General features: G+C 64.8%; 7 protein-coding genes. 5 read left to right on the forward strand and 2 right to left on the reverse strand.

All coding sequences use genetic code 11. The features are described from left to right. Window positions 1-213 precede the first annotated feature (213 nt). The 5 genes from CAG18_RS06875 (at window position 214) to CAG18_RS06895 (ending at window position 11,472) form a co-directional block, all read left to right on the forward strand. On the forward strand, window positions 214-1,536 hold the full coding sequence (locus CAG18_RS06875) for an MdtA/MuxA family multidrug efflux RND transporter periplasmic adaptor subunit (RefSeq protein ID WP_085720655.1): 1,323 nt from the start codon (window positions 214-216) through the stop codon (window positions 1,534-1,536). Next, window positions 1,533-4,631, forward strand: coding sequence for an MdtB/MuxB family multidrug efflux RND transporter permease subunit (locus tag CAG18_RS06880; protein WP_039614185.1), 3,099 nt, complete (start codon window positions 1,533-1,535; stop codon window positions 4,629-4,631). The genes CAG18_RS06875 and CAG18_RS06880 overlap by 4 nt, the downstream gene beginning before the upstream one ends. Next, the gene (locus CAG18_RS06885; RefSeq protein WP_061551625.1) at window positions 4,628-7,735 is read left to right on the forward strand and encodes an efflux RND transporter permease subunit; all 3,108 of its coding nucleotides are present in this window, start codon (window positions 4,628-4,630) and stop codon (window positions 7,733-7,735) included. The genes CAG18_RS06880 and CAG18_RS06885 overlap by 4 nt, the downstream gene beginning before the upstream one ends. Next, window positions 7,732-9,219: an efflux transporter outer membrane subunit gene (locus CAG18_RS06890; protein ID WP_085720656.1), complete on the forward strand. Its 1,488-nt coding sequence runs from the start codon at window positions 7,732-7,734 to the stop codon at window positions 9,217-9,219. Before CAG18_RS06885 ends, CAG18_RS06890 begins: the two co-directional genes overlap by 4 nt. Before the next feature lie 162 nt (window positions 9,220-9,381). Beyond that, window positions 9,382-11,472, forward strand: a complete 2,091-nt coding sequence (locus CAG18_RS06895) for a bifunctional diguanylate cyclase/phosphodiesterase (RefSeq protein WP_039614188.1) — start codon at window positions 9,382-9,384, stop codon at window positions 11,470-11,472. Here the strand turns inward: CAG18_RS06895 and CAG18_RS06900 are convergent. Beyond that, window positions 11,469-11,729 carry a DUF1652 domain-containing protein gene (locus tag CAG18_RS06900; protein ID WP_013972974.1) on the reverse strand — a complete coding sequence of 87 codons (261 nt, stop codon included), beginning with the start codon at window positions 11,727-11,729 and terminating at the stop codon, window positions 11,469-11,471. The genes CAG18_RS06895 and CAG18_RS06900 overlap by 4 nt on opposite strands. Window positions 11,730-12,003: 274 nt before the next feature. Further along, window positions 12,004-12,651 (reverse strand): DUF1345 domain-containing protein, encoded by a 648-nt coding sequence (locus CAG18_RS06905; protein WP_015270684.1) that lies wholly within the window; start codon window positions 12,649-12,651, stop codon window positions 12,004-12,006. Between the last annotated feature and the right edge of the window lie 74 nt (window positions 12,652-12,725).

Here is a 12,725-nt window from a genome sequence, read left to right on the forward strand (position 1 = left end):
CACAGGCAACCGAAACCTTTCAGCCCGCCACCGCTCCAGGCAACACCCTGTAAACGGCCCGGAACGCTTTCCGGGCCGTTTTCATTTAAAGTTCAACCCCTTGGCAACGTCAGGCAAAGGTAAACCTCTGGTAAAGGCGCTTTGCTAAAACGATGCCAGTGCTTATCGTTCATTCTCCCCAAGCCGTCATTCCGAACAAGGTTCGTTCAACCCATGCAAGTGTCCAATTCCCGCTCCCCTCGTCGCTGGCTCGTCGGCCTGCTGATCCTGCTGCTGGTGGCTGCACTGGCCTGGTGGCTGTGGCCCGCAGCGACGCCTGCGCATAAAGAAGCCGGTGGCGGGCGCGGCGGCAAGGGCATGGGCATGATGGGCGGTCGCCCGGGCTTCGGCGGCTCCAGCGACCCGGTGCCGGTGCGCGTCGAGCCGGTGCGGGTGGGCGACTTCCCGCTGTACTACAAGGCCCTGGGCACAGTCACCGCCACCAACACCGTCAACGTGCGCAGCCGCGTGGCTGGCGAGCTGGTCAAGATCCACTTCAAGGAAGGCCAGCAGGTCAAGGCCGGCGACCTGCTCGCCGAAATCGACCCGCGCCCGTACCGCATTGCCCTGCAGCAGGCCGAGGGCACCCTGGCGCAGAACCAGGCGCAACTGAAGAACGCCCAGGTCGACCTGGCCCGCTATAAAGGCCTGTACGCCGAAGACAGCATCGCCAAGCAAACCCTCGACACCGCCGAAGCGCAGGTGGCACAGTTCCAGGGGCTGGTGAAGACCAACCAGGCGCAGGTCAATGACGCCCGCCTGAACCTGGACTTCACCCAGATCCGCGCGCCGATCAACGGCCGCGTAGGCCTGCGCCAGCTCGACCTGGGCAACCTGGTGGCGGCCAACGACACCACCGCGCTGGTGGTGATCACGCAGACCGAGCCGATCAGCGTTGCCTTCACCCTGCCGGAAACCGAGTTGAGCACCGTGCTGGAACGCTACCGCAGCGGCGCCAGTCTGCCGGTCGAGGCCTGGGACCGCAGTGACAGCAAGCTGCAGTCCACCGGCGTGCTGGGCAGCATCGACAACCAGATCGACACCACCACCGGCACCCTCAAGTTCAAGGGCCGCTTCGAGAACAAGGACCTGGCCCTGTTCCCCAACCAGTTCGTCAACGTGCGCCTGCTGGCCGACACCCTCAAGCAGGTGACCATGGCCCCGGCGGCGGCCATCCAGTTCGGCAATGACGGCTCCTTCGCCTATGTGGTCAATGACCAGAACACGGTCAACATCCGCAAGCTCAAGGTCGGCGCCAGCGACGGCGAGAACAGCGTCATTCTCGAGGGCCTCAAGGCCGGCGACCGCCTGGTGCTGGAAGGCACCGACCGCCTGCGCGAAGGCACCAAGGTGGAAGTTGTCGAAGACAGCTCGCAGGTGCCGACCACCCCGGGCCAGCACCTGCAAGGCCAGGAAGGCAAGGGTTCGGCAAGCACTGGCGATTTGCAGCCCGGTGAAGCACAGCCTGGTAGCGCAGCAGGCAAGGCGGGCGCATGAACCTCTCGCGTCTGTTCATCCTGCGGCCGGTTGCCACCACGCTGAGCATGCTGGCCATCGTCCTGGCCGGCCTGATCGCCTACAAGCTGCTGCCGGTTTCCGCGTTGCCGCAGGTGGATTACCCGACCATCCGGGTCATGACCCTGTACCCAGGCGCCAGCCCGCAGGTCATGACCAGCGCGGTTACCGCGCCGCTCGAACGTCAGTTCGGCCAGATGCCAGGCCTGGAGCAGATGGCCTCGACCAGCTCCGGCGGCGCCTCGGTGCTGACCTTGCGCTTCAACCTCGACATGAACATGGACGTTGCAGAGCAACAGGTGCAGGCCGCGATCAACGCCGCCAGCAACCTGCTGCCCAGCGACCTTCCGGCGCCGCCGGTGTACAACAAGGTCAACCCGGCCGACACCCCGGTGCTGACCCTGGCCATCTCCAGCAAGACCATGCCGCTGCCCAAGCTCAACGACCTGGTCGATACCCGTGTGGCACAGAAGCTCGCACAGATCAGCGGTGTGGGCATGGTCAGCATCGCCGGTGGCCAGCGCCAGGCGGTGCGGATCAAAGTCAACGTCGATGCCCTGGCCGCCAACGGCCTGAACCTGGAGGACGTACGCACCCTGATCGGCGCTTCCAACGTCAATCAGCCCAAGGGCAACTTCGACGGCCCGACCCGGGTGTCGATGCTCGACGCCAACGACCAGCTGCGTTCCCCTGAGGAATACGCCAACCTGATCCTGGCCTACAACAATGGCGCGCCTCTGCGTCTGAAGGATGTTGCAGAAATCGTCGACGGCGCCGAAAACGAGCGCCTGGCTGCCTGGGCCAACGAAAACCACGCCGTGCTGTTGAACATCCAGCGCCAGCCGGGCGCCAACGTCATCGAAGTGGTCGACCGCATCAAGGCCCTGCTGCCGTCGATCACCGACAACCTGCCGGCCGGCCTCGATGTGTCGGTGCTCACCGACCGCACCCAGACCATCCGCGCCGCGGTCAAGGACGTGCAGCACGAACTGCTGATCGCCATCGCCCTGGTGGTAATGGTCACGTTCGTCTTCCTGCGCCGTTTCAGCGCCACGCTCATCCCGTCGATCGCCGTACCGTTGTCGCTGATCGGCACCTTCGGCGTGATGTACCTGGCCGGTTTCTCGGTCAACAACCTGACCCTGATGGCCCTGACCATCGCCACCGGTTTCGTGGTCGACGACGCCATCGTCATGCTGGAGAACATCTCCCGGCACATCGAGGAGGGCGAGACGCCCATGCAGGCGGCGCTCAAGGGCGCCCGGCAAATCGGCTTCACCCTGATCTCGCTGACCTTCTCGCTGATTGCGGTACTGATCCCGCTGCTGTTCATGGCCGATGTGGTCGGCCGCCTGTTCCGCGAGTTCGCCATCACCCTGGCGGTGGCCATCCTGATTTCCCTGGTGGTATCGCTGACCCTCACGCCGATGATGTGCGCGCGCCTGCTCAAGCGCGAGCCCAAGGAAGAGGAACAGGGCCGTTTCTACCGCGCCAGTGGCGCCTGGATCGACTGGCTGATCAGGCACTATGGCAGCGCCCTGCAGTGGGTGCTCAAGCGCCAGCCGTTGACGCTGCTGGTGGCCGTGGCCAGCCTGGCGCTCACCGTATTCCTGTACATGGTGGTGCCCAAGGGCTTCTTCCCGGTGCAGGACACCGGGGTGATCCAGGGCATTTCCGAAGCGCCGCAGTCCACCTCGTTCGCCGCCATGAGCGAACGCCAGCAGGCGCTGAGCAAGGTGATCCTGCAGGACCCGGCGGTGCAGAGCCTGTCGTCCTACATTGGTGTCGATGGCGACAACGCCACGCTCAACAGCGGCCGCCTGCTGATCAACCTCAAACCCCATGGCGAGCGTGATGTCACTGCCAGCGAGGTGATCAACCGCCTGCAGCCGCAAGTCGATCGGCTGGTGGGCATCCGCCTGTTCATGCAGCCGGTGCAGGACCTGAGCATCGAGGACCGGGTCAGCCGGACCCAGTACCAGTTCAGCCTCTCGTCGCCCGACGCCGACCTGCTGGCGCAGTGGAGCGGCAAGCTGGTGCAGGCGCTGCAGCAGCGCCCCGAACTGGCCGACGTGGCCAGCGACCTGCAGGACAAGGGCCTGCAGGTGTACCTGGTGATCGACCGCGACATGGCCGGCCGCCTGGGCATCAGCGTGTCGCAAATCACCAACGCCCTGTATGACGCCTTCGGCCAGCGTCAGATCTCGACCATCTACACCCAGGCCAGCCAGTACCGCGTGGTGCTGCAGTCGCAGGATGCGGCGGTGATCGGCCCGCAGGCGCTGGAGTCGATCCACGTCAAGGCCACCGATGGCGGCCAGGTGCGCCTGTCGGCGCTGGCGCGCATCGAGCAGCGCCAGGCCCAGCTGGCCATTTCCCACATTGGCCAGTTCCCGGCAGTGACCTTGTCGTTCAACCTGGCCCACGGCGCTTCGCTGGGCAAGGCGGTGCAGGTGATCGAGCAGGTGCAGAAGGACATCGGCATGCCGCTGGGCGTGCAGACCCGCTTCCAGGGCGCGGCGGAGGCCTTCCAGGCATCGCTGTCGAGCACCTTGCTGTTGATCCTGGCGGCGGTGGTGACCATGTACATCGTGCTGGGCGTGCTGTACGAGAGCTACATCCACCCGGTGACCATTCTTTCGACACTGCCGTCGGCAGCGGTCGGCGCCTTGCTGGCCTTGCTCATCAGCGGCAACGACCTGGGCATGATCGCCATCATCGGCATCATCCTGCTGATCGGCATCGTCAAGAAGAACGCGATCATGATGATCGACTTCGCCCTCGAGGCCGAGCGCCAGCAGGGAATGAGCCCGCGCGATGCCATCTACCAGGCGGCGCTGCTGCGCTTCCGGCCGATCCTGATGACTACCCTGGCCGCGCTGTTCGGCGCCGTGCCGCTGATGCTCGCCACCGGTTCGGGTGCCGAGCTGCGCCAGCCGCTGGGCCTGGTGATGGTCGGCGGGTTGCTGGTCAGCCAGGTGCTGACGCTGTTCACCACCCCGGTCATCTACCTGTACTTCGACCGCCTGGCCCGCCGCTGGCGCCCGGCCACTGACGTGAAGCAGGCCGAGGCATGAACCTGTCCGGTCCTTTCATCCGTCGCCCGGTTGCGACGATGCTGTTGAGCCTGGCGATCATGCTGCTGGGCGGGGTCAGCTTCGGCCTGCTGCCGGTGGCACCGCTGCCACAGATGGACTTCCCGGTAATCGTGGTGTCGGCCAACCTGTCCGGCGCCAGCCCGGAAGTCATGGCGTCCACCGTGGCCACACCGCTGGAGCGCAAGCTGGGCAGCATTGCCGGCGTGACCACCCTGACCAGCAGCTCCAACCAGGGCTCCACACGGGTGATCATCGGCTTCGAGATGGGCCGCGACATCGACGGTGCGGCGCGCGAGGTGCAGGCGGCGATCAACGCCACCCGCAACCTGCTGCCCAGCGGTATGCGCAGCATGCCCACCTACAAGAAGATCAACCCGTCGCAGGCACCGATCATGGTGCTGTCGCTGACTTCGGACGTGCTGCAGAAGGGCCAGCTGTACGACCTGGCCGACACCATCCTGTCGCAGAGCCTGGCCCAGGTGCCCGGGGTAGGGGAAGTGCAGATCGGCGGCAGTTCGCTGCCGGCGGTGCGCATTGCCGTCGAGCCGCAATTGCTCAACCAGTACGGCCTGTCGCTGGATGAAGTACGTACTGCCGTGTCCAACGCCAACCAGCGCCGGCCGATGGGCTTTGTCGAGGACGCCGAGCGCAACTGGCAGGTGCGCGCCAATGACCAGCTGGAAAGCGCCAAGGACTACGAGCCGCTGGTGATCCGCCAGCAGAACGGCACCATCCTGCGCCTTTCCGACGTGGCGACCATCACCGACGGCGTCGAGAACCGCTACAACAGCGGCTTCTTCAATGACCAGAGCGCGGTGCTGCTGGTGGTCAACCGCCAGACAGGCGCCAACATCATTGAAACGGTCGACCAGATCAAGGCGCAGTTGCCGGCCCTGCAGTCGCTGCTGCCGGCCAGCGTGCAACTGAACGTGGCCATGGACCGTTCGCCAGTGATCAAGGCAACCCTCAAGGAAGCCGAGCACACCCTGCTGATCGCCGTGGTGCTGGTGATCCTGGTGGTCTACCTGTTCCTCGGCAGCCTGCGGGCGTCGCTGATCCCCAGCCTGGCGGTGCCGGTGTCACTGGTGGGCACTTTCGCGGTCATGTACCTGTGCGGGTTCTCGCTCAACAACCTGTCGCTGATGGCGCTGATCCTCGCCACCGGCCTGGTGGTGGACGATGCCATCGTGGTGCTGGAGAACATATCCCGGCACATCGAGGACGGCCAACCACCTATGAAAGCGGCCTTCCTGGGCGCCAAGGAAGTGGGTTTCACCTTGCTGTCGATGAACGTGTCGCTGGTGGCGGTATTCGTCTCCATCCTGTTCATGGGTGGCATCGTGCGCAACCTGTTCCAGGAGTTCTCCATCACCCTGGCGGCGGCGATCATCGTGTCGCTGGCGGTGTCGCTGACCCTCACGCCGATGCTGTGCGCCCGCTGGCTCAAACCGCACCAGGCCGAGCCGACACGTCTGCAGCGCTGGAGCGAACAGTTGCACCAGCGCATGGTCGATGCCTATGACCGCAGCCTGGGCTGGGCCTTGCGCCACAAACGCCTGACGCTGATCAGCCTGCTGGCCACCATCGGCATCAACATCGCCCTGTACGTGGTGGTGCCGAAAACGCTGATGCCGCAGCAGGATACCGGCCAGCTGATAGGCTTCATCCGTGGCGACGATGGCCTGTCGTTCAGCGTCATGCAACCGAAAATGGAAATCTACCGCCGCGCCTTGCTGGCCGACCCGGCAGTGCAGAGCGTTGCCGGCTTCATCGGTGGCAACAGCGGGACCAACAATGCCTTTGTGCTGGTGCGCCTGAAGCCGATCAGCGAGCGCAAGCTCGACGCCCAGAAGGTGATCGAACGCCTGCGCAAGGAAATGCCCAAGGTACCCGGCGGACGCCTGTTCCTGATGGCCGACCAGGACCTGCAACTGGGCGGTGGTGGCCGTGACCAGACCTCTTCGCAGTACCTGTACTCCCTGCAGAGCGGAGACCTGGCGGCCCTGCGCGAATGGTTCCCGAAAGTGGTGGCGGCGCTGCGTGCACTGCCGCAACTGACTGCCATCGACGCCCGCGACGGTGCCGGCACCCAGCAGGTGACCCTGGTGGTCGACCGTGACCAGGCCAAGCGCCTGGGCATCGACATGGACATGGTCACCTCGGTGCTGAACAACGCCTATAGCCAGCGGCAGATATCCACCATCTACGACAGCCTCAACCAGTACCAGGTAGTGCTCGAGATCAACCCGAAGTACGCCTGGGACCCAAGCACCCTCGAGCAGGTGCAGGTGATTACCGCCGACGGTGCCCGGGTACCGCTGTCGACCATCGCCCACTACGAGAACAGCCTGGCCAACGACCGGGTCAGCCACGAAGGCCAGTTCGCCGCCGAAAGCATCGCCTTCGACGTCGCCGAAGGCTACAGCCCCGACCAGGCCATGGCGGCGCTGGAGCGTGCGGTGGCCAAGCTGGGCTTGCCCGAGGAAGTGATCGCCAAGCTCGGCGGTACCGCCGATGCCTTTGCCAAGACCCAGGAAGGCCAGCCGCTGATGATCCTTGGCGCGCTGGTGCTGGTCTACCTGGTGCTGGGCATTCTCTACGAAAGCTACATTCACCCGCTGACCATCCTCTCGACACTGCCCTCGGCCGGCGTCGGTGCCCTGCTGGCGCTGTACGTCACCGGCGGCGAGTTCAGCCTGATCTCGCTGCTGGGGCTGTTCCTGCTGATCGGCGTGGTGAAGAAGAACGCCATCCTGATGATCGACCTGGCCTTGCAGCTGGAGCGCCACCAGGGCCTTACACCGGAAGAGTCGATCCGCCGGGCCTGCCTGCTGCGCCTGCGGCCGATCCTGATGACGACCCTGGCGGCCATCCTCGGTGCCTTGCCGCTGCTGCTGAGCCGCGCCGAAGGCGCGGAAATGCGCCAGCCACTGGGCCTGACCATCATTGGCGGCCTGGTGTTCAGCCAGGTCCTCACTCTTTACACGACACCGGTGGTCTACCTGTACCTGGACCGCCTGCGTCACCGTTTCAACCGTTGGCGTGGCGTGCGCACCGACGCCGCCCTGGAAACCCCGCTATGACTTTTGCCCAGACCCCACTTCACCGTGCCCTGCAGACGTTGACCCGTGGGCGTGGCTCGCGCCTACTCGGCGCCGGGTTGTGCGTCGCCTTGCTCAGCGCCTGCACCCTGAGCCCGGACTACCACCGCCCGGAACTGAGCAGCACGGCGCAGTTCAAGCACGCCGAAGGCTGGACCCAGGCCACGCCGTCCGATGCCATCGCCCGCGGCGCCTGGTGGGAAATCTACGGCGATGCCGGGCTCAATGCACTGGTCGAAGAGCTCAACCGCAGCAACCAGACCGTGGCCCAATCGGAGGCCCAGTATCGCCAGGCCCAGGCGCTGGTGCGCAGCAGCCGGGCGGCGCTGTTCCCCAGCCTGGACCTGAGCGTCGGCAAGACCCGCTCGGCCCAGGGTACCGGCAGCTCCAGCTCGAGCCTGTCCAACAACAGCAGTGGCATTCGCAACACCTACAATGCCCAGCTCGGCGTCAGCTGGGAAATCGACCTGTGGGGCAAGCTGCGCGAGACCCTGAACGCCAACGAAGCCAGTGCCGAAGCCAGCCTGGCCGACTTGGCCTCGATCCGCCTCAGCCAGCAGTCTGAACTGGTTCAGAACTACCTGCAGTTGCGGGTGATCGACGAGCAGAAACGCCTGTTGGAAGCCACCGTGGCAGCGTATGAACGTTCCTTGCGAATGAACGAAAACCAGTATCGCGCTGGCGTCGCCGGCCCGGATGCAGTGGCCCAGGCGCGTACCCAGCTCAAGAGCACCCAGGCCGACCTGATCGACCTGGTCTGGCAGCGCGCGCAGTTCGAGAACGCCATTGCCGTGTTGCTGGGCAAGGCCCCGGCGGACTTCGCCCTGGCCGACAGCAAATCCATTCCGGCGCTGCCGCAAATTCCGGTGGCCTTGCCTTCGCAGTTACTGGAGCGACGCCCGGACATCGCTGCGGCCGAGCGCAACGTGATGGCTGCCAACGCCAACATCGGCGTGTCGCGGGCGGCGTATTTCCCGGACCTGAGCCTGAGCATGAGTGGCGGTTACTCCAGCAGCAGCTTCAGCAACTGGATCGAACTGCCCAACCGCTACTGGTCGGTGGGCCCGCAGCTGGCGCTGACCTTGTTCGACGCCGGCAAGCGCAGTGCCGAGGTGGACCGCACGGTGGCGGTGTATGACCAGACCGTGGCGCAGTACCGCCAGACCGTGCTCGACGGCTTCAAGGAAGTGGAAAACCTGCTGGTGCAGTTGAAGGTGTATGGCGATGAGGCGGTGGTGCGCCAGGAGGCACTGGATGCCGCTCGCGAGTCGCTGCGCCTGACCGAGAACCAGTACCGCGCCGGGCTGATCGGCTACCTGGATGTGGTCAACGTGCAGACCACGGCGCTGAGCAACGAGCGCAGTGTGTTGAACCTGCTGCAAGGGCGCCTGGTGGCCAGCGTGCAGCTGGTTGCTGCCCTGGGTGGTGGTTGGCAGGCTGAACAGGCGTTTGCCGAGCAGGATTGATTGGGCCTCGAGTACAGCGAATTGCTGTACCGGCGATGGGCTGCGCAGCAGCCCCATGCGGGCTTTGGATCCATTCCCATTCGCAAAAACCCCGTGCGTTTCGCCTGACCTTGAGTACAATCGTCAGCTTTTTCCGGGCCTCCCGCCCCGCTGGAACTCTCGATGCTGACCGGTAGCTACTCCTCTTCGCTGGTGTTGATTTCGCTGTGCGTGGCGATTCTGGCGTCCTATACCGCCCTTGACCTGACCGGCCGCATCGCCACGGCCAAAGGCCGGGCTGCCTGCCTGTGGATGGGGGGTGGCGCGTTGGCCATGGGCATCGGCGTGTGGTCGATGCACTTCATCGGCATGCTCGCCTTCAGCCTGCCCATCGACCTGGGCTACGACCTTGCCCTGACCGCGTTCTCGCTGCTGATTGCCGTGTTGTCCTCGGGCTTTGCCTTGTGGCTGGTCAGCCAGCCGAGCCTGCCGTGGCAGCAATTGGCATTTGGCGCACTGATCATGGGCACCGGCATTGCCTGCATGCACTACACCGGTATGGCCGCGCTGCGCATGCTGCCGGGCATCGACTATGACCCGACGCTGTTCGGGGCCTCGCTGCTGATTGCCGTGGCCGCCTCGGCAGCGGCGTTGTGGATCGCCTTCCGTCTGCGCGCGCATACTCCTTATGTGAGGCAGATTCGCGGCCTGGCGGCGGTGGTGATGGGCTTTGCCATCGTTGGCATGCACTACACCGGCATGGCCGCGGCGAATTTCCCCGAAGGCAGCTTCTGCGGTGCGCTGGCAGCGGGAGGCCTGCAAGGCGACGGCCTGGTCTACCTGGTACTGATCACCACGCTGGCGGTACTGGCGGTGGCCTTGCTCACCTCGGTACTGGATGCCCGCCTGGAAGCGCGCACCGCCGAGCTGGCCCGCTCGCTGACGCTGGCAAATCAGGAACTGACCCAGCTGGCCCTGCACGACACGCTCACCGACCTGCCCAACCGTACGTTGCTGGCCGACCGCATCGAGCAGGCCATTGCCAAGGTAGCGGAGCAGGGCGGCTGCTTTGCCCTGATGTTCATCGACCTGGACGGCTTCAAGCCCGTCAACGATGCCTTCGGCCACCACATCGGCGACTTGCTGCTCAAGGCTGTGGCGGCGCGCCTGCGCGGGCACCTGCACAGCCAGGACACGCTGGCGCGCATCGGCGGCGACGAATTCGTGCTGCTGGTGGAGCTGCGCGAGCCGAACGATGCCATGGATGTGGCGGTCAAGCAGGTTAACCTGGTGTCACGGCCATTCCGCGTGGCCGAGCATGACCTGCAGCTGACAGCGAGCCTGGGCATCGTCCTGTACCCGGGCAATGGCCTGGACCAGCATGAGCTGCTGCGCAATGCCGACGCTGCCATGTATCACGCCAAGAGCGCCGGCAAGAATGGCTACAGCTTCTTCGACGCGTCGATGAACAGCAACGCCCGCCAGCAACTGCAGCTACTGCAGGACCTGCGCCAGGCCCTGGAGCAGCGCCAGTTCCGCCTGCACTACCAGCCCAAGTTCGACGCCCAGAATTGCCAGCCGATCGGTGCCGAGGCCTTGCTGCGCTGGGAGCACCCTCAGCAGGGCCTGTTGCTGCCCGACCGTTTCATCGGCCTGGCGGAAAAGACCGGTCTGATCATCCCCATTGGCGAATGGGTGCTCATCGAGGCCTGCCGCCAGATGCGCCAGTGGCTGGACCAGGGGCACCACGGCTGGCGCATGGCGGTGAACCTGTCGGCCATCCAGTTCTGCCATGCCGGGCTGGTCGAGAGCGTGGCCCGGGCCCTGCAGCAGAACAGCCTGCCGGCCAACTGCCTGACCCTGGAAATTACCGAAACCACCGCCATGCACGACGCCGATGCCAGCCTGACGGTGCTGCAACGGTTGTCCGACATGGGCGTGGACCTGTCCATCGATGACTTTGGCACCGGTTATTCCAGCCTGATGTACCTCAAGCGCCTGCCGGCCAACGAGCTGAAGATCGACCGCGGTTTCGTGCGCGACCTGGAGCAGGACAGCGACGATGCGGCGATCGTTTCGGCTATCGTGGCGCTGGGCCAGGCGCTGGGCCTGCGCATCGTTGCTGAAGGGGTGGAGACTGACAGGCAGCAGGACTTCCTGACCCGCCTGGGCTGCGATTCGCTGCAAGGCTACCTGCTGGGCCAGCCGGTGCCGGCCGAGCAGTTCATGGGCAAATTGCAGGCCATGCGCCAGGAAAGCACCGCAGCGGGCTAGACCGCGTCGCGCAAAGTGAAGGCGGGCATGAAGGTATCCATCTCCGCCTCGACGGCCTCGATGATGCGCTCTACGTCGGCGGCGGCCATGATTGCCGAGCAGGGAATGCCTGCGATCGCCAGCAGGGTTTCGCCGGTGGCGCGGTCGAACAGCCGCGCGACCATGCTGCGCGGCGCATCCATGCTGGCTTCGAAGCCCAGCGGGTGGAAATGCCAGCGCATCACCTGGCAGGCGTTGGGGAACGTCATCTTGTTCATGCCAGCCTCCTTGTCCGTACCTGGACGTGGTGAGCGGGTGGCCACATCGATGCGGCCGCCGGGAAGGTAACCATAGCACCTGTCACGCACTATTCTCGGCGGCCAATAAGACAAATTCACTGATGCATGACAGACGTCACAGCTTTGTCTTGGACGGCATTTTGCGCAGGCCCGCAAGGCAAACGTTTTCCTGGCATGTTGACGGCAGATAACCCGCCAGGTGCTGCCAATTTGATCGAATTTGCCGCGCGATGTTTTCGGACGAGCGGTGTGATCAGCCGAGCAACCCGGCAGCGATGTTGATGGTGAATCCCAGGATCGCCGTGTTGAATACGAACCCCACTAGTGAGTGTGCCAGCACTACCCGCCGCAACTCCCGCCCGGCGATGCCCACGTCGGAGGTTTGTACCGCCACGCTGATGGTGAACGAGAAGTAGTGGAAGTCCCAGTAATCGGGGTTGCGTTCGCCATCGGCGAAGCGCAGCGGCGGTTCGTGGTTTTGTCCGGTATAGAACAGCCGCGCATAGTGCAGGCTGAAAATGCAGCCGATCAACAGCCAGGAGCCGGCCACGGTCAGGCCGGTGTAGAGGTAGTGCACGACCAGCGCCGTGCCTTGCAGGCCACGGCTGGACACCAGTTGCAGGGTGACGGCGGCGAGGCTGGCGATGGCGGCGATGCACACGGTGAGCAGGACCAGGCCGGCGTTTTCGTCTTCGACGCGGGCGACCTTGCGTACCTTTTCCGCATTGGCGCTCAAGGTCAGGTAGAGCACCAGCAGCAGGTACAACCATACGCCAAGGTTCCAACCGGCGAGGATGTGCTGCACGCTGTCGCTGGCGGGGATCAGCCAGGCGCCGAGCAGGCCGACCAAAGTGGCGATGCTAAGGCGCGGGTGGGTGTGGGTCAGGCGGTGGAAAGCCATGGGGTCTCTTTTGCAGGGTGCATGGCTTTTACTCTAGACCGTCATGAGGCAGATGAGCGGCATGCGCGGTCCAT

The sequence above is a fragment of the Pseudomonas sp. B22(2017) genome, assembly GCF_002113105.1.
GTDB classification, from domain to species: domain Bacteria; phylum Pseudomonadota; class Gammaproteobacteria; order Pseudomonadales; family Pseudomonadaceae; genus Aquipseudomonas; species Aquipseudomonas asiatica.